Here is a 22,485-nt window from a genome sequence, read left to right as displayed (position 1 = left end):
TGCCTTCCGATGGGATTAACTGGCTTTTCGCAAGACCTGGGCAGGCTTGAGATGAGCGACAAACCATGTCGGGATAAGGCTCGTGAGCAAGGCCAGCCCGATACCTACTCCCAGGATGATCAGCAACGTCTGAATATTCAAAGTGGCCGCGGGCAGGTGCGCAGCATTGAGAACATCTGACGCTGTTGAGCTTGTCGTGCCTGTCATAACGCCATTCGCGTTCGTAACAAGAGGATGGTCAATACTGGGTCCGTTGGTAAGAGGTTCCATCAGTGATGAGGCGTTGATGTCGAACAGGTGGGAGAGAAAAGGCCCCAGGGCCACAATCAGGAGGATTGCCAGCGTCGTGGCCAGGGCACTCAAGGTCAGGATTTCGATCCAGAACTGCCGCAGGACTTGCAGGTGCGAAGCACCAATGGTTTTGAGGGTGGCGATCTCAGCGATCCGCTCGCGCACCAGCATAAGTACCGCGAAGACGATGATGGCTGCCGCAATCAAAAAAGAGGCAATTAGCGCCGCCTGGATACTATTTTGCGCCACCTGGAGGGCGTTGAATACCTTGCTGTAGTGATCAGCCAGGGTGGTCACACTGAACTGCGGCCCGAGAAGGTTGCGCAACCTGGCCGCCACGGCATCGACTTGCTCAGGACCCGCGGCAGTGACAACCATGGATGTCACGCCATCGAGGTGGTATATCTTCTGCAACGTTGCCAATGGGATGATGATCGTATTATCTGTCGTTTGGCTTGCTGTCGTATACAGCCCGATCAGGGTGAACGTCGTTCCATGCAAGGTGAAGGTTGAGCCAACGTGGAGATGATTGGCCTTCGCCAGCGCCTGGCTCATCGTGGCGACATTGGCGTTGGCATCACCGCTCTGGAAGCCGCGCCCGACAACCAGAGTTGGTATAGCACCTCCTGATACGGTAAAATGGGTGGAGTCACTGGGGATGCCATCGATCGATACAGGAGGCAAGATGATCGAGATGCTTTTTAAGGCCGTCTCCGTGTAAGGAACAGCAAGGCTTACTTCTGTGTGGGCTACCCCCTGGCTATTCTTAACTTTTGTCACCATACTATTTGAGATATGGGGGCTGTCGGGGACAACCTCCATGTTTCCAGGGCCCCCCGGAACAGGGGTTGCGGCGGTGCTTCCGGGTCCATTGCCCTGCTGTGAAGAGCCGCCCTGCTGCGAAGAGCCGCCCTGTTGTGAAGAGTTGCTCTGTTGTGAGGGCGCGCCCTGATGCGCTGCATCTCTAATGACAATTGTGGTATCTACCTGCTTGCGCACGGCGGTGAGCTCCTGCTGAGAGCTGGCGTTTAAGCTCACCATTGCCGCAACAAACATCAAGCTTGCTCCCAGAAGCGTGACCACCAGGATTAACCTGAATGGTTTGCGAAGCACGTTTTTGACGCTACGTTTGAACAATTTCATAGTGTATGACTCCTTTTCTGACTTTTATGAAAACATCAGCGAGAAAAACCTGTTTTGCTTTGCCTCTCGTCTCTCCTGAGGGCATACGCTTCCAGTGGAGACGGGCAGCAAAGCCAGGATGTACTGGCTCGGCTTTCTCTCGTATGCGTTCTCTTGCCGAGAGTGTAGCCGCTGGCGAGGGAGCTTGTCATCGTGGAAAACACGGTAGTAGAAGCCACAGTTGCCTGTTACTGAGGCGCGTGTATAATAAGATCTGTTGCTATTGACCGTCTGCTCCACACATATGGGGCAACGCATGATCTGGTCTCAGGGAGGAGAGAAGCGTTATGAAAAATGTTCGGGCCGAACGCCTGCTACGCTGGCTTCTACTTTTGTGGTTAGGTCTGATTTACCTCTGGGGATTACAACTCCTGGGACTGTCCATTGGGGATGGAGCGCTTCCTGGCAGGATTTTCCCTGGAGAGACTATCTCCTTTCAGTCCCTCACCCAACCTTCCTCGCAAGGTGTTGCCGGCTCGCTCTGCACGCCTTTCTCCTTTTCGTTCTCCTCAGTCCTGCTCTTTACCGGACTGATGGTTGGTCATGCCGGGCTGTACTGGCTCGGTCTGTCTGGCAAAATAGCACGCCGCTGGCGCTTTCTCTACCTGGCTGCTCAGGGGTTCCTTGCAGGCATGATAAGCTTCTCATTCTACCTGAGATGTGCTGCCATCAATCCGCCAGAAGACTTTCTGATTTGCCTCTATCTCGCGTTGATTGTGGGAGCAATTAGCGTCCTGGACCGCGCAAAGGCCATCATTGGGGTCGTCACTGGTTATATTCTTCTCCTGGTCGTGAACACGGTCGTCCTGGAAAGTAGAAATGCGCTCCAGAATTCTGCCCAGGGTTCTACTCAATCTTCGATCTGGTATGCTGCCATGATCTTGTTTGTTGTCGGGTATATCATTGTCTATCTGCAACAGTTACGCACGCATTTACAATTGCAAGTGACGCACGCTCGCCTGAAAGCATCGGCGGAAAAAATCGAGGAATTGACGCTGGCAAACGAACGCCAGCGGCTCGCGCGGGATCTCCACGATACTCTGGCCCAGGGATTGGCTGGCGTGGCTATGCAACTCGAAGCCGCCAACACGCATCTTTCTCTCCGCCATACCGCGACAGCCCAGGAAATTGTGCAGCAGGCAATTCTTTGCGCTCGTGAGGCGCTGGTTGATGCTCGCAGCGCAATTGATGATTTGCGCGCGAAACAAACCAACACCGCTGAAATCACTGCGGATCTCCAAAAAGAAGTCGATCGGTTTGTCATGGCTGCCAGCATCCCCTGCATTGCGGACATTTCTCACGGTCTCTCTGTGCCTCCGCTCACGGGTGAACACGTTCTGGGGGTCCTTCGTGAAGGATTAACCAACGCGGCACGCCATGCACAGGCCCACCAGGTCAGGGTCTTCTTTGGTCCGCGCGGCGATGCGTTGACTCTTGAAATAGATGATGATGGGGTTGGCTTTGATCCCGCTATAGCCGCTCAATCCGGGCATTACGGGCTGATCGGCGTCCGCGAGCGCGCGCGATTACTCGGTGGATACCTGACCATTCGCAGCGCACCGGGGATGGGAACCCGTTTGCAGTTGCTTCTGCCCAGGAAGCAAGAAACATGGGGTATACCAGAACCAGATCCGGCGCATCACGAGAAAGAGACGGAAAGAGAGGACCTCCATGTCTGAAAAAATTCGAGTAGTGATTGCTGACGACCACCCGGTCGTTCGTACCGGTCTGCGCCTGATGCTCGGAACAGAAGAGGATATTGAACTGGTAGGCGAAGCCGCCGACGGAGCAATGGCGGTTCGCCTGGTCAATGAGCTCAAGCCAGACGTCGTTCTGGTCGACCTGTGCATGCCAGAGATGGATGGACTGGAGGCCATTGAGCACATTCGAGCAGAAACACCGCAGAGCGTTGTGTTGATCTTGACGACCTATAATGAAGACGACCTGATGCTTCGGGGGCTGCAGGCTGGTGCTCGCGGCTATCTCCTGAAAGAGAGCAGCCAGGAGACCTTGCTGCATGCCATTCGTGCAGCAGCGCGCGGCGAAATGCTCATGCAGCCAGAAACAATGGCTCGTCTCCTGACCTATTCTACCCGTACCATCGCGCCCGCTGTCTCAAAGAGAGAACGGCATGCCGTCAGCTTCACCGAGCGAGAACAAGAAGTGCTCGCTGGCTTAGCGCGTGGAGAGCGCAACAAAGAGATTGCCGCCCACATGGGGATTACCAGGCGCACAGTTGAAGCGTACCTCACCTCGATCTACACCAAACTCAATGTCGATTCCCGTTCTGCTGCCATTGTTGCCGCCATTGAGCGCGGTCTTTTGCCGATACAATCGGAGTAAGGCCGCGCGAGTGCAGAGCAGATCAGGGACCAGGTGGTCATTTCCAGCAACAAGGGTGAGGCCATTCGCGCATTCCGCTCTCCATATCCTTTGATATACTCCTTCATTCTTGCCTGTGGCGAGTCTGATCCCTATTTTGCCGATCAAGCTGCAAATCTGCTGTGAGCTCTGCTTTGAGGTACATGCCCCACCCCTCTCCGACACAACGGGGATTTCTCTTTTTGCTTCTCTTTGGGTCAGGCGCGTGATCGATCGCGATACCATGCGGCATTGCTGTGACTTGTATTTGTGCACCTGACTGGCTGCTTTCTTCGCCTTATGGAAGCAAGAGCATTAGGACGAGTTCTTCCGAGCCAGATTGCTAAGGATGAGTGAGAAACTCGTTGCGCATCCCGTGGGTCGATAGCCTCCAAGAATCGATAGCCTCCAAGAAGAGGTACGAGCAGCGGATCAGCAGATCCCAGGGCAACTCCAGAACCTGCTGGCCAAAGCCAAACAGACAGGGGAACACCTCCAGGTGCTCTTCTCCTCTGAGCACTACCAGGAAGACGTCACCGCCCCTTCAGAGGGGCCGATCAGCAGGCCACCCGGGTCATTCACGAACGCTTTGGCAATCGCAAACATCTTCACCACCTGCAGTGGTTCTTCGCGCTGCTCCGCCGCAGACGCCTCCTGGGGCGACTGCGCGCCATCGAGGCCGCACTGGACCTGGTCAATGGACTCCTGGCAGAAGAAGAAACCCTCACCCAGGAATTCCTCTCTGCCGTACCAGGGAGACACACGCCTGCACCCCAGCGGGATGAGCAGCCTCAACACCAGGAACCACCTGAGGAGCGAGCCCCACGCTCACAGGAAGAAGAGCGTCTTCACGGCATCGAGGAACCACTCACGCCACTGGTCAGTTCAGCCGAACAAAGCCGGCGCCTCCTGACGCACTTTGAAGCGCAATTGCCAGAGCTGCGCCGTCACCTGGCAGCCTCCAACGGCTGGTTCGAGGTCTTCTTTGTGCCCAAACGACAGACCAAGCGCTCGATCATTGCGTATGCCACGGCGCTGGAGCAGGAACACACACAGGGGAAACCCATTCCCGCAGAGCTTTCACAGAACCTGCACCCAGAGGTGGTCAGATTATTGCGCAGAGGCATCTCACCACTCGACATGCCCAGGCACCTGCGCGACGAAATCTACGACATCACCCAGCTCGGTCCTTACGTTCGCTACCGCTGGCGCGAGCAAAAACACCTCTCTACCATCAGCCTGGGACTGCTCGACGATTATCCCCCCTTTCCCTTTGTCCCGTCTGGCTTCTGATCACGTGGGCGGCCGCAACACGACGCGTGCACAACACATGAAAACAACACGAACACGGGGCCAGCGCCAAACGTGAATTGCTCGCCGGCGTCCGTGATCCCTTCCCCGCAGCGCACGCCGGAGGCGACGACTGATCGCGCCCCCGGCGTGCGAGCACAGAGCGGTGTCAGCTGCTCCGGATGCGGCCAGCGTTTCCGCGCTCACATCCCGTTCCTCTGGCAGACGGCAGACACATCCATGACAGAAAGATCCTCGCCATCGGTCGATACGGGAGGAGCCAGATCTGCCGTCTCTAGCCCGGCGGTCTGCTCAACACGACGCATACCATCCTCCAGAACGTCCCCACCAGGGCTTGGCGCATCAGGATCCTGTCCCAGCCTCTCGGTTGTCGCCTCGTCTCCTTCCTGCTCCAGCAGCAAGCCCTGGTGCGCTGCCTGGGCTGCCTGCTGCTTGCGATAGCCTTTCACGCAGGGATGATACTCATGCCCGCGCAGCCACGCCCAGAAATCCGGATGATCTGTCTTGATCAACCAGGCATCCCCCGACCGATACGCACTGCTCCCCAGCACACCCGCTTTCGCCGCCTGTGCCAATGTCGTGCGGTGGATCCCATATGCCTCCCCTACCACCGTCGCCGTCTGCACTGGCTCCCCAAACTCCTTCTTCTCCATACAGCTCTCGTTCCCTCCGTCCTTCCAATTCATCATACGATGTCCAATGCACCACGTATCTATTCTCTTGCCCTACTTGAATACAGCGAGATATGTTGAAATGTCTGGTATCCACCGTTCGTGATGATTGTGTATCAGCAGATAGTGAAGGTAGGATTTCGTTTGTTCACGCGGAATCGTACACGCCTCCACATCAATCCGGCCGGAGGCTCGATCACGGCTAGCCATGACAAGTGGTGCGAGTTCGTCCTCTGCCTGTCTTCTTGCCTCGTCAGTATCAAAGATCTCCAGGCGGCTCACGCTTCGATCTGCATCAACACGTATAGTCGCGGTACGACCATCTGGAAAATCAATTCCGTAGAACTGCCATAGCATATTATGACCAACAAAGTAGGTAGAATGCTTTGTTTTTATCCTTCTGATCAACAACCACACAAACCACAACACGAGAAGGCAACCTAATACAATACCGACAATTATGACAAATAGAGGCATCTTCCTTTCTCCTCCCATTCCAGACGAGTATCGTTCCCTGCCCTCTGGTTCATCATATGATGCCAATTCATGGGGTAACGAAGACAATCTTTAGAGGCAAAGCATCACTCCTATAGCCTTGCTCCTTCCATCGCTGTAACACGTGGGCAGAATCAGAAAGAAGCTCAAGACTAAAACGCCAGGATCCTGGGGCTTCAAAAGATTCAAAGCTCATGGCCAGACGATTTATGCCATCATAAAAAGAGATAACATCATTTGCAAGAAGCGTTCCATCATACTTTTTACTCATGCTATACAGTTTGATCAGTATCTAAGTAACTTGCCGATAGATACCTTCCTCCGCATTCACGTGCAATGCATGGCCAACTATATCCAATGAGAAATTGCTCAAACATTGGACAACGGCATCAATGTTTGAGCGATCATAGCGATCGTCCTCACGTCGATCAATACGGACAGCACAAAGAGCCTCGACCAGTTGCCTTTGATGCTGATTGAGCTTCCTCAGTTGCTCCTCTCCCACCTGAATAGTGAGAACCGTCTTTTTCCTTTTAAACCACCCAAACACCATGTTCCATGACTCCCTTCTGGCTCGCGCGGCCCACGCAGCGGCAACAAGCCAGCAAACACCTTCGCGTTCCCCTCACACCTGCCACCGCTCCTCTCTCAGATCCATGCGGCGATTCATCCTCCTCCGCGCTCCTTTTTCTCTCTTTACAATACATCCAAAGATGCACTATAACATACTAAGATGTATTATAATGCCAGACGCCAGCGCGTCAAACTTTTTCCTCGATTTTGCTTCTCTTGCTATTTCTCTCATCTACCGATCCTTCTCCCCTCAGATGAAGCGCTGGGCGTGCATCAGGGCCGCGCTCCCCTTCTCACATCGCACCCGTGGTAAAAACCCTACGAAGTGGACGGATTTGGCCCGCAAACGTGGAACATTGCCCTCAATCCTGGACACTGGGACAAACTTTTCTAGAAAAGCTGCTCCTCATCTGGCTTCTTTCATCGATGTTTTGTAAATGAGCGCTCTACAACTTCTTACCTCTCACAAAAGGCGCGTTGGGCAAGCACGTCAGGCAGTTCCGAAAGCTCAGTGATCTCGGCAAAAGGTTGTATGCTTGTTTCATTTCGCACTTGGTGACGATTCACCAAGATGGCCCAGATACCGGCTGCTTGTGCTCCACCTACGTCGTTGTGTAAGGAATCGCCAACATGAATGATCTCCTGAGGGTGTGTGTGCGTCTCAGAAAGGACCCGCTCCTCATAGAATTCAGGCTGAGGCTTCTGTACTTGATAATCTTGGGCAAAAATCGTAAAAGCAAACAGACCTGGTAAGCCGCAGCGTTCTGGGTAGGTGTTTCCATTGGTGACAAGCCCGAGACGATAGGTATCTTTCAACAGAGAGAGCGTCGGGAGTACATCGGGATACAACGTAATGGCAGCTTAGCACCCGATTGTTGGTGGAATCTCCTGGTCCAGGGCTTTTCAGTTCTAATAAACATGGCATGATCCCTGCAAAACTAATTGAATAGCTTGCTCAGGAAAGGAGCCGAAGTAGCGGATCTGGCGTGCCGTGTTACGTACATCCAGTCGGTCCATCAAGCTCAGAACCGTTGAGTTCAATTGGGCTAAGACGCTGGGAGCGACACCCGTACGGGTTTGACAAGCATCCTCTCCCAGCGTCACATCACGTCGCCAATGGAGTCGATTTTCAATGGTACAATCACAAATGACAAATTTTGCTTGAGTCGGCTGAGATATCTTCCCAAAAGGTCAGCACGAAAAGGCTTCCCACATGAGAGACAATACGCTTCAGAGACCATCAAGATCATAGATTGCCCGAAGGTAGAAGTCTATGAACAAACGACAATGGAGCATCCATCATTCCACGATTGAGGCTCCTGGTGCTGAGCGTCGATGGGATCAAGCCTATCAGCTGCTTCTCCAATGGAGCAGGCCATCTTCGCCTTCCACCTTCCAGGAGTCAGGACACCGGGAGGATGACAATGAACATCGCAGTCTACGTCCGCGTTTCAACGCAACGACAAACACAGACACAAACGATCGAACAACAACTCGACAGTTTGCACAACTATCATGAAGCACAAGGCTGGCCGTGGCAAGAGGAACACATCTTTCGTGATGATGGCTACAGCGGGGCCAAACTGCGTCGTCCGGGGCTAGATCGGTTACGAGAGCAAATCGGACGGGCCATCTTTGATCGCGTAGTGATCACGGCCCCTGATCGACTGGCTCGTAACTACGTGCATCAGATGCTGCTCATTGAAGAATTTGAACAAGGTGGATGTCAGGTGGAGTTTGTGGATCGTCCCATGAGCCATGATCCCCACGATCAACTTCTGCTCCAAATTCGCGGAGCCGTTTCCGAGTACGAACGCAGTTTGATTGCCGAGCGTATGAGGCGGGGACGACGTCAGAAGTACCTGGCAGGTGGGTTGCTTCCTTGGACCCGCGCACCCTATGGATATCGGGTTGATCCTGCCCATCCCCGTGATCCGGCAGGGGTCCGTCTTGACCTGGCAGAAGCCGCGGTCGTGGCAGAACTGTTCTCAAGCTACCTGCAAGAAGGCAAGAGCTTAAAGGCGGAAATCCAACGCTTAACAAACCTGGGTGTGGCCAGTCCTGCCGGGAAAACCCGATGGAATCAGGCCACCCTCCGAGGCATTCTTACCAACCCTGTCTACACGGGAACTGTCTACATTGGACGCAGTCGTCCTACTGAGGCTCGTGGACGACACTCAGCCCTGGTCCCTATTGGCCGAGGTCGAGGAGGACATGTCCAGACGAACCAGGAGGAATGGACTGCCATCACTCAAGTTCCAGCAGTGATCAACCAGGAGCAATTTGATTTGGTGCAACAAAAACTGGTACACAATCAGCAATTTGCCCGTCGCAACAATACCGCCTATCCCTACCTGCTACGTGCCATGGTCAGTTGTGGGACATGTCGGCTTGGCTGTATTGGTCGCAGTAGCCGCGGAGGCTATGCGTACTATGTCTGTGTGGGCAAAAGCCATGGAACTATCTCGCACCGAGATGAAAAATGTCCAGCACGTTCGATTCCTGTTGAGCAACTCGATGAACTGGTCTGGCAAGATGTCTGTGAGATACTCACGCATCCCAACGCCATTACCACTGCGCTCGCTCGTGCTCAAGGTGGGCTGTGGCTTCCTCAAGAACTGCAAGCTCGTCGGGAGAATCTGCGCAAGGCGAGAGTTAGTTTGGAACAGCAGATGGAACGGCTAACGGATGCCTATCTGGCGAATGTGCTTCAACTCGAAGAGTACAAGAGACGCAAGATTGAATTGGAACAGCGCCTGTCTGTTATTGCCGAACAAAAGCGGCAATTGGAAGCTACTGTGGGATGCCATGATCAGCTTGCTGGAATGGTGCAATCGATTGAAATATTCTGCCAGCGCGTTCAGCAAGGGCTCAGTGCCGCCACCTTTGAACAGAAGCGGCAGCTCATCGAATTGCTTGTTGATCGTGTCATCGTCACGAACGAAGAGGTTGAGATCCGCTATGTGATCCCAACCTCTTCCAAGGGCGAAACGACTCGTTTTTGTCATTTGCGATTAGACTATTTCAATCCCCTAATGTGCTCTTGCTAACGCGAGGATCTTGGAAGCCGAAGCTTCTTGCAGTCGCAAACTACTCAGGCCATATACAATCTCATGATGGACCACTCCTGTTTTCAGCGTGGTGACCGTCCGCTCCAGACGAAACACCTGTTCAATCCCTTCCCAGGTCTTAGCAAACCACTCGTTGAGATCAGGGCTACAGACAATCTCTCGATGCTCTAAGCGTCCATGTCCTTTGTCCCAGCTTTTGGCCCTCTGCCAGCGTCGTTGATCTGGCTTGGCATCCTCAAAGAGATCGGCAATATCTTCGTGCAAACTGGGCTGATTGTCTTTGGCCACAAGCAGGTAGTCGCCCCCCAAACGCGTGACACGTGCACAAAAGTCTCGCTGGGTGTGCATGGCGTCAGCGCTGAGGATCCGTCCTTTGACGGTTGCTGTGGTCAGCAGGGGAGCCAGGGCACTGATCTCATTCTGCTTCTGCTGCACATTGCGATGCCAGAGCACCCGTCCTGTCGTGACCTCATAGCAACTCAATTGATGCACCGGAAACGGTTCATCCGTCGTGGCACGGATCGTTTTACCGTCGATTGCCAGATGGCGATGATCCGCCTGTCCTTGGGGCGTCTGTAAGCGACTTGGTTCATTGCCACAGCGGCTTTGGGCCTCCCACCGACCAAAGAAATCGGCCAGAATCTCATCAAGGCATTGAGCATCGATACAGGTCAGCACAGACCGATAGGTGTTCTGACAGGGCATCCTCGAATGAGACACACCAAACGAGCGGTGTAATACCTCCTTCTGATGGCGTGCCCAATCCGTCACCGCGCTGAGGTTCTTAGCTCCTGAGAGTTTGGCGAGAAGGACCATCGTGATGACAAAGGCCAGCGAATAGCGTTTTCCTTGTGCACGGCGCGGATCGGGTAATCGTTGAAGGGCTTCATACAAACTGGTCAGAGCTTCTTGTTCTGGAAGTTCACGGGTTCGTGTCTCCAGCTTCAGTGTGGTATAGTCCATGCAGAGTCTTCCTTGTGGTGGTTGTTTTTTGTATTCTACAAGGAAAACTCTTCTTTTTCATCTCCTCTCCGAGAACTGAAAAGCCCTGATCACAGATCAGGCTTTCTTGTTGAAACGCTGAAAAAGTGGTAAAGTATCTATCCAGCACCTTCTCCTTTTCCGGTTATTTTTTGCTTACTCTCCCTCCAATAAGTTTCTTAAGGATGTTCTCTAGGAGATGTTTCTCATGTCTGAGTTCATGAAAGCGGGTGATCCTGTGTGGGTGGTTCCCTATGATGAGAATTGGCCTGATCGGTTTCAGATGCTCGCACAGCCGTTACGACAGGCTCTCGGCCCTGTTGCCATGCGCATTGACCATATTGGCTCCACGTCCGTTCCTGGGCTGGCAGCCAAACCAATCATTGATATCCAAATCTCTGTGGCTGATTTTAAGCCACTTCATGGCTATCGAAAGCCATTGGAGCGTCTTGGATATATTTTTCATGCCGACAACGCTGAACGAACAAAACGCTACTTCCGTGAGGCTCCGGGCCTGCCACGAGTCCATATTCACGTTCGGAGATCAGGAAGTTTCAGTGAACAGTTTGCGCTCCTTTTTCGCGATTAGGTACGAACTCACCCAGATATTGCCTTCCAATATGCTCAGTTGAAAATCGAGTTGGCACAGCAGTGTTCTCGGGTTGAGGATCGACATGCCTACACAGAGGCGAAAAGCCCCTTTATCTGGAAGGTCATTGCTCAAGCCGATGAATGGGCTCAACAGATTGGGTGGATTCCTGGCCCTTCTGATTTGTAGAAGCATACGGCTTTGCTATGTATCTCTGTTTTCCATCACTGCACTATGGTTACAATTGATCGGCTTCTGACCGTGGAACGCACGGCGGATCAAGAGCGTGAACGCTGGCTCGCCCAGCAAGATGAGGTACTGACCTGGCGATTACGTGCGGGAGCTGCCGAAGTACGGTTGTCACGAGACAGAGATGATTTCGATAGATCCAATACGGCAGAAAGGTGAGAAAAGATATGAACGAAGCGAGTCGCTGGCGTTATGACCTGGCTCAAAAGATGGCCCCATTTTACAGTGAGAACTCCAAGACACGGCTCGTGGAAATCGGAGGCTCTGTGGCACGAGGATGGGCTGATCGCTACTCTGACATTGAGCTTGGCGTCTTCTGGATAGAGGCTCCTACCGAAGAGGAACGCAGAGCCATCATTGAGCGTGCTGGAGGAGTACTCAAAGAGATGTGGCCGTACCACCCTGAAAAACAAACCTGGTCAGAACTGTACAGCATTGATGGGGTAGACTTCGATGTAAGCCATATGACCATTGAGCGTATGGAACGCCTCCTGGTCGATGTTCTTGAGCACCACGATCCGAACTTCCTCAAACAGTATGTGATTTCGGCTATTGTTCCTGCCCTGCCTCTCGTTGGAGCACCACTACTAACCCAGTGGCAGGACAAAGCAAAAACGTACCCCTCTCTCCCGGACAGAAAATCTGTTCTAAGAGAAAGACCCGTCATTGATGGTAAATCGAAAAGCACAGGCGCCCTCCCCGATGAAAAAATGGCAGACAATTGGCCAACTGCGCAATCACTCGGGTGCGCGTCTCTGGCGTCAGATCCTGCCGGGCTTTTTTGAGGATCGCCCGGAACCACAGGCGACCGATGCGCAAGAGGCCTTTGTCACGTCGATCCGGGCGATCCACCTGTGCTCGATCCCCATGACGGACGCAACTACTCCCCAGATGCGCGATCCACCAGGTGGCCAGAAAGACCACCAGCAGCCACCGATGCAGGTGATCGCGCTTGGTGAAGCGGCTGCATTCAATGCCACCGCCTCGACTCTTGTCATCTTGAAAGGTGGCTTCCACCTTCATCCGTTTGCCATAGTCCGTCACCCGTGCATGCGATGCTGGCAGATCCGAGATCAGGATCCACGGTTCCTCATACCCTGCTTCCCAACACAGGCTCAAGGTGGTGGCAAACTGATGTTCTTTCCACAACAGGACTTGCCCATACCACTGTTGTCCCGCCTGCTTGACGCTGTGGTGACAGCGTTGCCAGCCCTGATAGGCGTGACGAAGTTTTCTGCGGAACCACTCTTGCTGTTTGATGCGCAAGACATAATGCCATCCCATCTGCTGACAGAGCCGAATGAGCGGCAGGCAACTGAGCCCACGATCGGCCAGCACGGTACAGGTGGAGCCCTTGAGCCAGCCATGGATGCGGGTAAAGAGCGTGTTGACCAGGTCCCATTGACTTTGCTCCCATCGCTGCTGTTGGGGCATCACGCACCAGGCCAGCGGTAAGATGCGTGAGTAAACAAGCAAGCCCACGTAGACAATGCTCGCCTCAGTGGTATAGGGCATCACATCCAACACCAGGGTCACCGATTTCCCGTTCCAGTGGGGCAACACCTGCTCGAGAAACCGGTCCCAACAGCCGTCCACGTCAATGCGTTCATTTTCCGTAAAGCGTTGCAGCCGCTTCTCATGGCTCATCATTTTAGTTTCACGGTCGCTGTATTCCCAGATCGCCTCGGCGACTTTTTGCAGCACGGCGGTTCCTGAAAGCACCACGCCTTGGACGCAAAAGGCAAGAGCCGCTTGTTGATAGGCATGCAATCCTGGAAACAGGTCCTTGACTTGTCGGGTCCATTGCGTTATAACGAGATCGAATGCATTCATGGTGGTCCTCCAAAGAGTTTTTGTAATAAGACGATCATGAATGCGTATTCTCTTGTCTTCTCCTTTTCCTCTTTTTGCTGCTCTTGGATTTCCTCTCTCTTTCCTAGAACAGATTTTCTGTCCGGGAGAGAGAAAACGTACCCCCATGAACTTGCTCAGGCAGTGATTCGTGCCAACCTTGGCTTCAGCGCTGCCTGGATACGAGAGGTCTTTGCGGCACGTCAAGATCTCTTGCCACTCTATGAGTCCTACAGTTTTGCTCAGAAACGCATCTTGACCTTGCTCTTCGGCCTCAATCATCTGTATCATCCTGGGTTCAAGTGGATAGATCGACGCATCGAAGCGTTATCTTTCGCTCCTCCAGAATTGTCCCTTCGCTTCAAACAAGTGTGGAACAGTGAACCAGTGGCAGGAACCCGACTGCTTCATACTCTGATTGAAGAGGCATTTACCCTGATTGACATGCATATGCCAGAAGTGGGTACTGCGCAAGCCAGAGCTGTTTTTGAACAGCACCTGCTGGAATGGAAACAAGCCCCAAAAAGGTTCCTGGAAGAACACTGACTGTATAGATGAAGACGTGTCCCTATGGTACAATGACACAGTTCTTGAGCACAACGACCTAGTGGGTCACTTGCCAACTGCTGTAGGAATGTGCGATGCTCAACAAAAAGTCTGGAAGGAGACCAGCCATGTCCCGTCGAGCATCACAACCCCTGCGGCTGTTTTCGGAAGAAGAAGCCAAAGAACTTCAGCGTGTGAGCAGAGCCTCAAGTGAATCGCGTAACCGTCACCAGCGAGCCGTCGCGCTCGTAGCCGTTGCAGAGGGGAAGAGCTTGAGCGAGGCGGCGCGCCTGGTTGGATGGAAAAGCCACGACCCAGTCACACGGCTGACCAGGCGCTTCAATCTAATGGGGTTGGCGGCGCTCGATGATTTGCCCCGATCGGGAGCCCCTCGAACCTATGGGCCAGTGGAACGAGCACGGATTGAGCAGGAGGCACGCCGCACGCCTAATCGCAAGGAAGATGCAACAGCCACCTGGTCCCTCACACTCTTGCAACGCGCCCTGCGCCAAGCCAGCGATGGGCTTCCGAAGGTGAGTACCTTTACGATCCTGCATACCTTGCACGAGGCGGGCTACAGTTGGCAGAAAGATCGCACTTGGTGCCATACGGGAAGAACCCTCAAGAAAGGGAAAGACGGGACGGTGTATCAGAGCGAAGACCCCTACACCCAGGAAAAAAAACGGTGATTGAGCGTGCCTACGTGCTGGCCGAACGTGTGGGTCTCCCCTTGTGGTGTGAAGACGAGGCAGGTCCGTATCAGACCATTCCTCACCCCGGCTTCGCCTGGCAGCCAGAGGGAGAACCAGGGCGACAGGACCATCAATATATCCGCGGGAAGACCTGCAAATTCTTGACCTTGTTTCGGCCAGCTACGGGGGAACTGCGAGCCAAACCAGTTGATCAAAGTACCAATGCCATCTTGCATCCCTGGCTCAAGGAAGAATTGGAGGCTCTTCTCAAAGAGTGTCCTCCAGTTCCAGAGGCGGTTCCAGAAGGAAGACGCTGGCAAGATTGGGACCCCTTTCCTGCTGCCGAACAACTAGATCGGTTCTTACCTCCTTTGCGCATGTTGCTCATTTTAGACAATTTAGCCGGTCATTACAGTCGCGATTTGGTGAGCTGGTGCCATGAACGCGGCATTGGACTGTTGTATACCCCGTGTGCTGGATCCTGGCTCAACATGGCTGAGTCTGTGCAACGGATCATTATCCGGCGGGCACTGGAGGGGCATCATGTCTATGATGTCGAAATTCTCAAAGATTGGCTCCGGGACACCATCGAGGGATGGAATCGTCATCCGACCCCTTTCATCTGGGGAGGCAAACGGCATGCTCGTCGCGACCGTGCCTATGCGCGTCGTCATCGGCAAGGCGGGTCAGGAGCAACATCTCAATACGTGGTGCCACGGCGCATTCGTTCGGTGCGCTATTACAAACCGGCCAGCAATGCCACTGGATCTAGCAAGTGACCCACTAGTGTGAGTGATGCGTACATATTCCGTACCCTTCCTCGGTTCTGTCAGAACTCAAACCATCCTCTTGGCAGAGCACTCACACTTCTGCTATGCTCATCCCATGAAAACAGGATGGAACAGGAGTGTTGACCGATGAACTGCCCCTATTGTGCTGCCGCCACGACCAAGAAGCAAGCGAAGAAAACCAAACTGGGCTACGCAACGTTCTTTTGCTCTCAGTGTCACCATAGCTTTAACGAACGAACTGGTACCCCATTCAACTATCTAGCATTTCCCACGGACATCGTCCTGCTTGTGGTCTTGTGGCGATTGCGCTACACACTGAGCTTGCGGAATGTCACCGAGTTATTTTTAGAGCGCGGCTTTGTGTTGACGCATGAAACGGTTCGAGACTGGGAAGAGCGGTTTGCTCCCTTGATCGCGGACCACTTGCGGACCAAACGGCGAGGCCAAGTAGGAACCTCGTGGTATGTCGATGAAACCTATGTCAAAGTGCATGGGAAGTGGTGCTATCTCTCTCGGGCCATTGATCGAGCTGGCAATCTGGTTGATTCACGGCTGAGTGAAAAGAGGAACATGGATGCTGCCAAACCGTTCTTTACGCAAGCCGTCGCGGTAGTCGGTCATACTCCAGAGACGGTCACCACAGACGGACATCGCTCTTATCCGCGTGCCATACGCGAGATCATGGGAAATGATGTGGTGCATCGGACCAATGTGTATCTCAACAACCATCTCGAACAAGACCACCGAGGCATCAAACAACGCTAGTATCCGATGCGTGGTTTCGAAAGCTTTGAATCGGCAGCCCGTTTCTGCCGTGCCTTTGATGAATGACGTCAGTATTTCCGTTATCGTTCTCCAACAAGGGAAACACTACCGCTGGCCCAACAACGACGGATATTCTGTGAGCGACTGGCCGCTTTGCAAGGACTGATGGGTGCAGTCGCATCGTTTTGCTCATGGTTCTGAGAAACGTTGAAGGTCTTGCGCACCTTGGTGTTCTCAGTTCTGACAGAACCCTCATGGTACCAAGTTTGCTGCTCAGAGTCGTTCTCGCCTGTGCTACAATGCTTCTACATGAGCAGGAGGATGAAACAGCGTGTATGGCATCATCTGTCTTTACCCAACAGAATACGCTTGAAAAAATTTCCGGCATTGTCAAACGGATCACCTTTCATAGTGTGGAGACCGGCTGGACCGTCCTGAAAATCAGCCCGTTTGACAGACCGCTGGAGGAAGTGGCGGTCACGCTGCATCAGTCCAAAGTGTTCGCTGGCGCGACCATGGACTTTTACGGCAACTGGACCCACCACCCAAAGTTTGGCGACCAATTCAAAGCGGTAAGAGCGGTGGAGAAAAAACCGGCCACAGCCAATGCCTTGCAAAAATACTTGGGCTCTGGACTCATTAAAGGGGTAGGCCCTGCTACGGCAAAAGCCATTGTCACGTATTTTGGCAAAGAGACCCTGGAGGTCTTTGATACCCAGATAGAACGCTTAGATGAGGTGCCCAACATTGGCACCAAAAAGCTGGAGATGATTGCGCGCGCTTGGGAAGAGCACAAAGATATTAAAGACGTGATGCTCTTTCTGCAACAGTACGATATCAGCACGCTGTTCGCGACCAAGATTTATAAAACCTATGGCAAAGAGGCGATTGCCATTGTCTCAGAAAACCCCTATCAACTGGCAGAAGATATTTATGGCATTGGTTTTTTCTCGGCGGACACGATTGCCCGGAACATGGGCTTGGGTGAAGCGTCAGACCAGCGCATTCAGGCGGCCATTGACCATGTGCTGGATAATAGCCGGGAAGAAGGCCATTGCTATTTAACCCGCGAGCAGATTGTCAAAGCGGTCAATGATCTGTTGTCGATCTCACTTGACAGCCGAACAGAAGCACTGCTTGCCACCTTGGCCGCTGAAAACAAAGTCAAGATGCGGGTCCTGTCGCAGGCACCTGGCGCACCAGCGCAGGAGGCATCACCAATCACCTGCTACTACGCACCCTCCATTTATTTTGATGAAACATACATTGCCAAAAAAGTGAAAGACCTGGCAAAAAAGACCATCCCTGTGGAGGAGGATCGGGTGAGCAGGTGGATCACGCGGTTCTGCGAACACCAAGCCATTGCCCTCAGCGAGGAACAGCAACAGTCCATCACAGGGATGGTCCAGCAGGGCTTCTCGCTGCTCACTGGTGGTCCCGGAGTAGGAAAAACCACCACCACACGAGTGCTGGTCAGGCTGCTGCTCGCGATGAAAAAGCAGGTGCTTCTGGCAGCACCGACCGGACGAGCTGCCCAGCGCATGACAGAAGTCATTGGGCAAGAGGCCAAGACTATTCACCGCTTGTTGGAGTGGCAACCTGCAATCGGCGGCTTTAAGAAAAATGAGCAAGACCCGCTGGCTACCGATGTGCTCATTATTGATGAGTCTTCGATGCTGGATGTCCACCTGGCAGCGGCCTTGCTGCGGGCTGTCTCCCCTCTCACACAGGTGCTCCTTATTGGCGACCCTGACCAGTTGCCCGCTGTTGGCGCAGGCAATGTATTTCACGATCTGATCCAGTCACAGACCGTGGTCTGTTTCAGATTGACCAAAATCTTCCGGCAGGCAGAGCAGTCCTCGATTATCCGCTCTGCCCATGAGATCAACAAAGGGGTGATGCCCCGGATTGTCTCACCTCTTGAGAAGCGCGATGCCTGGAAGCAGATTGATTGCCTCTTCCTTGATTCAGAAGAAGCGACCCAGGAACAACTGCATTTTATTAAGCGTGTCAAAACGCTGATAACCAGAGGGAATGGGGCATCAGGTGCTCCTGGTACTGCCAACAACGCTGACAAGGATGCGAATGGTCCCAATAGCACTCCTAATAGCACTCCTCCCCTCAAGGCAGACAACCAGGGCGAACACGTCTCTGACGAGGAATACCTGTTTGTCATTCCTGACAAATTCCGGCATGTTGATATTGCAACCTTAGCGGCTACCACTACCCACATCGAGGAGCTAGAGGCAGTGCTCAAAAAGATCCCCCATCACTCTACCTTGCACTATGGGATGAATGCCTCAGAGACCATTACCAGGCTGTATAGTCACACCATTCCCCACTATCTTGGCAAAGGCGCGGAAATCCAAATTCTTTCTCCCATGACAAAGGGTAGCCTGGGAACCATTGCCCTCAACAAACGCATGCAGGAGGCTGTCAATCCTCCTCGCCCTGGGATTGCGCAGCTGCGCTTGGGCGAGCGGATCTTTCGGGTGGGAGATAGAATTATCCAGAAGCGCAATAATTATGACTTGCAAGTGTTTAATGGCGATATCGGTATGATCACTGCTATTGACAATGAAGACATACAGATGACGGTGGCCTTTCCCCTCGGCGGTGAGACCAAATCCGTCACCTTTGCCAAAGAAGCCCTCTCAGAAATCGAGTTGGCGTATGCAATCACGATCCATAAAAGTCAGGGCAGTGAATTTCCCGCAGTGATTCTCCCTATCACGACCCAGCACTTTACCATGCTCTTTCGCAACCTCATCTACACAGGACTCACCAGAGGCAAACAGTTCGTGGTATTTGTGGGGAGCAGAAAAGCGTTGGCACTGGCTGTCAGGAACAACCAGACCATTGTGAGGCAGACGGCACTTCAGCAGTTGCTGATCGAATCCCCAGGGAAACAGACAAAAGCTCACACTTGAGTGAACGGAGCCCTTGTCATTCGTCAGATTTAGGCCTCTGAGGAACAATGGATACTGTTGCTAAATTGCCAAGCTCTCCCCTGACGTTTTCAGTGCGACAAACCGCGAGGTGCGCGTCTTGGCATGAGGGGCCCCCGCCATCCAAGAGGCGAAGCACACAATGTTGATGGCTCCTGCGGTCAAGATATGTTGTAGATGTGTTTTGGCGATGTCATATCAGTGCCCTCCTAACGATAGCAGCATCGATCGCGTTGAGCGCGGAGGGTCGCAAGGATCTCTGGCTCATCGGCGATCAAGTAGTGGCCTGTAACGCTGTGGCGAGTTGCCGGGAGCGTGCCTTTGTGTATTCGGGTATACAGCCAGTTGCGATGGACCTCCAGTTCCTGGGCTAACCCAAAGATCGTCCATTGTCCTTCGACCTTGGCTTGCGTTTTGAACTGTTCGGTTAGAGAGATTTGCCCGCGCGCTCGTCGGATCTCCCCCACCAGCGAGGCAGGAATATGCGCACTGCGCGCAGAACGAAAACCCTCGGCTGAAACGATCCGCGCGATCTCAGGGTCCTGATATCCCTGAGCCCCCAAGGCCAGAATCCGCTCAACTAACTGTTCATACCCGCTCACGTCCGAACCGCGAGCAATGGGGGGATGGACTGAGAACGGAGTGACGGCTCCGCTGATCCATACTACCCTGGCTTCGACAGTATCAGGCGTTGGTCGTGTCACGATCACGCGTTGGATCAGACTGCGCAAGATCTCCTTCTGTTGGGCAGGTGTCAAGCGTCCACTTGCCCACATCGCGGGAAGATGGCGTCCAACATCCTGCATTTGCTCTTTCATCTCTTCCGTCAGCTCAGGAATTTGAGCCTGCGAAGCCATGCGTTCCATCTCCTCTCGCGCTTCGACCACCGCTCGTAGTGCGACTTCCCAGCGGCGTTCGAGTTCGGCTGCCACCAGGCGATTGTTTGGGTCAACTGCCTGGTAGTGCCGCTGAGCGAGCCTGGCCTCATACTCTGCTCGCGCTAGCCGATCAGCACGCAGTTTCGCCACTCGACCCACATCTGCTCGTTTGGCTGCCAAGACCGCTTCCAAAAGATTGAGTTCGGCCGTGGTCAGTGCTGCGAAAAAGGCATCGACGACCACTGTTTCCAGGCTAGCACCATCGACATGCAAGCAAGTCGCCGCCCCATAGCTTGCGGCGAGCGCCGTACAGGTGTAGCGTCGTTGCGGTTTGTAGGTCACCTGCATCTGGTAGCCACACCGTCCACACACGACTAACCCAGCTAAGAGGGCGGTCCCCTGCCGTGGAGCCCCATGGGCTCGTCGAGCGAAATCACTGGCATTGTCTGCCAGGCGTGCCTGATGAGCCAGAAACTGCTCCCACGTGATGTATGCAGGATACACTCCATGGTGGATGGTTGTCCACTCTTCCATCGGATGCCGGATCTGACGCAGCTGGCCAGGTCGTCGGTCCGGATGGGGACCTCTGCGCCCATAGACGAAGGCTCCTGCATAGGCCGGATTGTGCAGGATCTCACTCAGAGCAGCTTGAGTAGGTTTACGCCAGACCATTTGCCCGGCGTAGGGTCCTCCACGCTGGTGACGAGGCAAGAGAATCCCATCATCGCGCAGGCTCCGCAGAGCTTTTTGGCAACTGCCCAGGGTTTCAAAACGTGCAAACACCAACTCGATGGTTCGCTGCACCTGCAGGTCGGGCGTTTTGCTTACCCTCCCATCCTCCAGGCGGACCAATCCTGTTGGGACATGCTGCTGGTAGCGCCCTGCTCAATCTGGCGCCGTCGTCCGGCATCCATGCGTAAACGCAGGGTATGGAGCTCTGCTTCGCTGAGAAGCCCTCGCAGGCCGGGAAGTGTCAGAACTCAGAACATGACCGGAAAAGCTCACCCAAAGTGGGGAAATGCATGTTCAAAATGAGCGAAGGGTGGGGACAATGAACCCATTTTTCCGCCTTTTTTGGGCGAAAGTGGGGAAACATTCCTTCCGTCACCTCACTGTATCCTGAGTTCTGACACTTCCGCATGCACAACAGGGCACCTCCCAGCGGGGAAGGCAACACGATGAACGGTTGCATGAACATATTGCCTTTGATGGCAAAGCCTTGCGGGGAACCTATGGGCACCAGGATCCAGAGCAAACAAGCGTTCACCTCTGTGCGTTCTATGAGGTGAAGACGGGGGTCGTGTTGGCCCAACGAGATGTGAGAGAGAAAGAAAACGAGATCAGTGCGCTCAAAGAGATGCTCACCCCGGACCTGATCAAAGGGCGGATTCTCAGTGCCGATGCGATGCATACCCAACGGTTTTTTTGTCAGCAGGTCACGCTGGGAGGAGGCCATTACGTGCTCATAGCCAAAGACAATCAGCCGACCTTGTGGGAAGATCTCAAGCTCTTTTTTGAGGATCATGCCCCCGATGTGCGATGGCAAAGCCACCGAGAGGTGAGCAGTGGACATGGTCGTTTGGATATTCGTGTCACCACCTGCAGTCCTGATCTGCGTGACTATCTGGCCCAAGATTGGTGCGGTATTGAGCAGGTCTTTTGTCTTGAACGGACCAGTATCCAAAAAGGGAAACCGACAAGCAGAGAAGTGCACTATGGAATCACGAGTCTCTCTCCCACCCACGCGGATGCCGCGCGTATTGGAGCCTTGCACAGAGCCCACTGGGCCATTGAAAATCGGCTCCATCGACGCCGAGATGTCACCCTGAAAGAAGATGCATCACAGATCCGAACCAAGCATGCTCCTGCGATGCTCGCGGTGCTTCACAACACCATGCTAGCGTGTATGGATTTTCTGGGAGTCAAAAATGTGGCTTCGCAACGGCGCTTTTACGACGCCCATCCATGGGAGGCTGCACGCTTGCTTTTTCAAGGGTTCTGACTTTCAAAAAGCCCTGGGGTCTCCTGGCCTTCCTCTTGACTTCTTCCCGAAGAAATGGTAGCCTGACTCTTGGAATGATCCTGTGCTGCTTGCTCCAAAGCAACAGGGTCACACTCAAGGGGCGATGCTATCGTGGCATTGCTGAAAATGGGGAAAGTCCGGTGAAAATCCGGCACTGTCGCGCAACGGTGAAACTGCTTGAGGTTGAGTCCGAATGCCCACCTTTGAGTCTTTGGAA

Annotated in this window: 20 protein-coding genes, 2 pseudogenes and 1 riboswitch; of the genes and pseudogenes, 12 read left to right on the top strand and 10 right to left on the bottom strand. The window is 53.6% G+C overall.

Translation table 11 applies throughout. The annotated features are described in order from the left end of the window. Positions 1-15: 15 nt before the first annotated feature. The gene (locus JMI88_RS02550) at positions 16-1,434 is read right to left on the bottom strand and encodes an ABC transporter permease (RefSeq protein ID WP_201360187.1); all 1,419 of its coding nucleotides are present in this window, start codon (positions 1,432-1,434) and stop codon (positions 16-18) included. Positions 1,435-1,760: 326 nt separating this feature from the next. Between JMI88_RS02550 and JMI88_RS02545 the strand changes: the two genes are divergently transcribed. Together JMI88_RS02545 and JMI88_RS02540 are read left to right on the top strand one after the other, a co-directional pair. Next, a complete protein-coding gene (locus JMI88_RS02545; protein ID WP_201360186.1) occupies positions 1,761-3,152 on the top strand; it encodes a sensor histidine kinase in 1,392 nt (463 codons plus the stop codon). Beyond that, positions 3,145-3,816 carry a response regulator transcription factor gene (locus JMI88_RS02540; RefSeq protein ID WP_201360185.1) on the top strand — a complete coding sequence of 224 codons (672 nt, stop codon included), beginning with the start codon at positions 3,145-3,147 and terminating at the stop codon, positions 3,814-3,816. Before JMI88_RS02545 ends, JMI88_RS02540 begins: the two co-directional genes overlap by 8 nt. Positions 3,817-4,353: 537 nt before the next feature. On the opposite strand, the gene JMI88_RS02535 is transcribed toward JMI88_RS02540, so the two are convergent. Beyond that, a complete protein-coding gene (locus JMI88_RS02535) occupies positions 4,354-4,596 on the bottom strand; it encodes a hypothetical protein (RefSeq protein ID WP_201360184.1) in 243 nt (80 codons plus the stop codon). Between the two features lie 168 nt (positions 4,597-4,764). Here JMI88_RS02535 and JMI88_RS02530 point away from each other — a divergent pair, with 168 nt between their 5' ends. Further along, entirely contained in the window at positions 4,765-5,127 is a 363-nt protein-coding gene (locus JMI88_RS02530; protein ID WP_201360183.1) for a hypothetical protein, read from the top strand. A 200-nt stretch (positions 5,128-5,327) separates the two neighbouring features. Here JMI88_RS02530 and JMI88_RS02525 read toward each other — a convergent pair whose 3' ends face one another. From JMI88_RS02525 to JMI88_RS02505, 5 genes are all read right to left on the bottom strand, one after another. After that, the gene (locus JMI88_RS02525; RefSeq protein ID WP_201360182.1) at positions 5,328-5,798 is read right to left on the bottom strand and encodes a hypothetical protein; all 471 of its coding nucleotides are present in this window, start codon (positions 5,796-5,798) and stop codon (positions 5,328-5,330) included. A gap of 72 nt (positions 5,799-5,870) precedes the next feature. Then, on the bottom strand, positions 5,871-6,293 hold the full coding sequence (locus tag JMI88_RS02520) for a hypothetical protein (RefSeq protein WP_201360181.1): 423 nt from the start codon (positions 6,291-6,293) through the stop codon (positions 5,871-5,873). A gap of 310 nt (positions 6,294-6,603) precedes the next feature. Continuing rightward, positions 6,604-6,864, bottom strand: coding sequence for a hypothetical protein (locus JMI88_RS02515; RefSeq protein ID WP_201360180.1), 261 nt, complete (start codon positions 6,862-6,864; stop codon positions 6,604-6,606). A 476-nt stretch (positions 6,865-7,340) separates the two neighbouring features. Then, complete coding sequence (locus JMI88_RS02510; protein WP_201360179.1) at positions 7,341-7,733, bottom strand: HAD family hydrolase; 393 nt, start codon at positions 7,731-7,733, stop codon at positions 7,341-7,343. A gap of 60 nt (positions 7,734-7,793) precedes the next feature. Beyond that, on the bottom strand, positions 7,794-7,988 hold the full coding sequence (locus JMI88_RS02505) for a hypothetical protein (protein ID WP_201360178.1): 195 nt from the start codon (positions 7,986-7,988) through the stop codon (positions 7,794-7,796). A gap of 314 nt (positions 7,989-8,302) precedes the next feature. Between JMI88_RS02505 and JMI88_RS02500 the strand changes: the two genes are divergently transcribed. Next, positions 8,303-9,934 (top strand): recombinase family protein, encoded by a 1,632-nt coding sequence (locus JMI88_RS02500; RefSeq protein WP_236022789.1) that lies wholly within the window; start codon positions 8,303-8,305, stop codon positions 9,932-9,934. Here the strand turns inward: JMI88_RS02500 and JMI88_RS02495 are convergent. After that, complete coding sequence (locus JMI88_RS02495) at positions 9,917-10,918, bottom strand: ISAs1 family transposase (RefSeq protein WP_201360177.1); 1,002 nt, start codon at positions 10,916-10,918, stop codon at positions 9,917-9,919. The genes JMI88_RS02500 and JMI88_RS02495 overlap by 18 nt on opposite strands. 217 nt (positions 10,919-11,135) lie before the next feature. Here JMI88_RS02495 and JMI88_RS39235 point away from each other — a divergent pair. Next, positions 11,136-11,714: pseudogene (locus JMI88_RS39235) on the top strand (GrpB family protein). 45 nt (positions 11,715-11,759) lie between these two features. Beyond that, positions 11,760-11,933: a hypothetical protein gene (locus JMI88_RS02480; protein WP_201360174.1), complete on the top strand. Its 174-nt coding sequence runs from the start codon at positions 11,760-11,762 to the stop codon at positions 11,931-11,933. Between the two features lie 504 nt (positions 11,934-12,437). Here the strand turns inward: JMI88_RS02480 and JMI88_RS02475 are convergent. Continuing rightward, entirely contained in the window at positions 12,438-13,607 is a 1,170-nt protein-coding gene (locus JMI88_RS02475) for a transposase (RefSeq protein WP_201360173.1), read from the bottom strand. Between JMI88_RS02475 and JMI88_RS41205 the strand changes: the two genes are divergently transcribed. The 5 genes and pseudogenes from JMI88_RS41205 (at position 13,539) to recD2 (ending at position 19,349) form a co-directional block, all read left to right on the top strand. Continuing rightward, on the top strand, positions 13,539-14,171 hold the full coding sequence (locus JMI88_RS41205; RefSeq protein ID WP_505712008.1) for a DUF4037 domain-containing protein: 633 nt from the start codon (positions 13,539-13,541) through the stop codon (positions 14,169-14,171). The two genes, JMI88_RS02475 and JMI88_RS41205, sit on opposite strands and share 69 nt — an antisense overlap. Before the next feature lie 128 nt (positions 14,172-14,299). Then, complete coding sequence (locus JMI88_RS02465) at positions 14,300-14,860, top strand: helix-turn-helix domain-containing protein (protein ID WP_201360171.1); 561 nt, start codon at positions 14,300-14,302, stop codon at positions 14,858-14,860. After that, positions 14,857-15,642, top strand: coding sequence for a transposase (locus JMI88_RS02460; RefSeq protein WP_236022788.1), 786 nt, complete (start codon positions 14,857-14,859; stop codon positions 15,640-15,642). The genes JMI88_RS02465 and JMI88_RS02460 overlap by 4 nt, the downstream gene beginning before the upstream one ends. A gap of 138 nt (positions 15,643-15,780) precedes the next feature. After that, a pseudogene (locus JMI88_RS02455) lies at positions 15,781-16,620 on the top strand (IS6 family transposase). Between the two features lie 134 nt (positions 16,621-16,754). Continuing rightward, positions 16,755-19,349: an SF1B family DNA helicase RecD2 gene (gene recD2 / locus JMI88_RS02450; protein WP_236022787.1), complete on the top strand. Its 2,595-nt coding sequence runs from the start codon at positions 16,755-16,757 to the stop codon at positions 19,347-19,349. A 227-nt stretch (positions 19,350-19,576) separates the two neighbouring features. On the opposite strand, the gene JMI88_RS02445 is transcribed toward recD2, so the two are convergent. After that, entirely contained in the window at positions 19,577-21,097 is a 1,521-nt protein-coding gene (locus JMI88_RS02445; protein WP_201360169.1) for a recombinase family protein, read from the bottom strand. 334 nt (positions 21,098-21,431) lie between these two features. On the opposite strand from JMI88_RS02445, the gene JMI88_RS02440 reads away from it, so the two are divergent. Then, on the top strand, positions 21,432-22,247 hold the full coding sequence (locus JMI88_RS02440; RefSeq protein ID WP_201360168.1) for an ISAs1 family transposase: 816 nt from the start codon (positions 21,432-21,434) through the stop codon (positions 22,245-22,247). Between the two features lie 138 nt (positions 22,248-22,385). Further along, positions 22,386-22,475: riboswitch (adenosylcobalamin-variant (AdoCbl-variant) riboswitch) on the top strand. Positions 22,476-22,485 lie beyond the last annotated feature (10 nt).

The organism is Dictyobacter formicarum, from assembly GCF_016587435.1.
This window is presented reverse-complemented; position numbering and strand designations above follow the sequence as displayed.

Excerpts from the sequence above, each read along its gene's own strand:
- JMI88_RS02465 (WP_201360171.1), top strand. The coding sequence starts at position 14,300 with ATGTCCCGTCGAGCATCACAACCCCTGCGGCTGTTTTCGGAAGAAGAA.
- JMI88_RS02525 (WP_201360182.1), bottom strand. The coding sequence starts at position 5,798 with ATGGAGAAGAAGGAGTTTGGGGAGCCAGTGCAGACGGCGACGGTGGTA.
- JMI88_RS02475 (WP_201360173.1), bottom strand. The coding sequence starts at position 13,607 with ATGAATGCATTCGATCTCGTTATAACGCAATGGACCCGACAAGTCAAG.
- JMI88_RS41205 (WP_505712008.1), top strand. The coding sequence starts at position 13,539 with ATGCAATCCTGGAAACAGGTCCTTGACTTGTCGGGTCCATTGCGTTAT.
- JMI88_RS02545 (WP_201360186.1), top strand. The coding sequence starts at position 1,761 with ATGAAAAATGTTCGGGCCGAACGCCTGCTACGCTGGCTTCTACTTTTG.
- JMI88_RS02515 (WP_201360180.1), bottom strand. The coding sequence starts at position 6,864 with ATGGTGTTTGGGTGGTTTAAAAGGAAAAAGACGGTTCTCACTATTCAG.
- JMI88_RS02520 (WP_201360181.1), bottom strand. The coding sequence starts at position 6,293 with ATGCCTCTATTTGTCATAATTGTCGGTATTGTATTAGGTTGCCTTCTC.
- JMI88_RS02500 (WP_236022789.1), top strand. The coding sequence starts at position 8,303 with ATGACAATGAACATCGCAGTCTACGTCCGCGTTTCAACGCAACGACAA.
- JMI88_RS02550 (WP_201360187.1), bottom strand. The coding sequence starts at position 1,434 with ATGAAATTGTTCAAACGTAGCGTCAAAAACGTGCTTCGCAAACCATTC.
- JMI88_RS02540 (WP_201360185.1), top strand. The coding sequence starts at position 3,145 with ATGTCTGAAAAAATTCGAGTAGTGATTGCTGACGACCACCCGGTCGTT.
- JMI88_RS02480 (WP_201360174.1), top strand. The coding sequence starts at position 11,760 with ATGGTTACAATTGATCGGCTTCTGACCGTGGAACGCACGGCGGATCAA.
- recD2 (WP_236022787.1), top strand. The coding sequence starts at position 16,755 with ATGGCATCATCTGTCTTTACCCAACAGAATACGCTTGAAAAAATTTCC.
- JMI88_RS02495 (WP_201360177.1), bottom strand. The coding sequence starts at position 10,918 with ATGGACTATACCACACTGAAGCTGGAGACACGAACCCGTGAACTTCCA.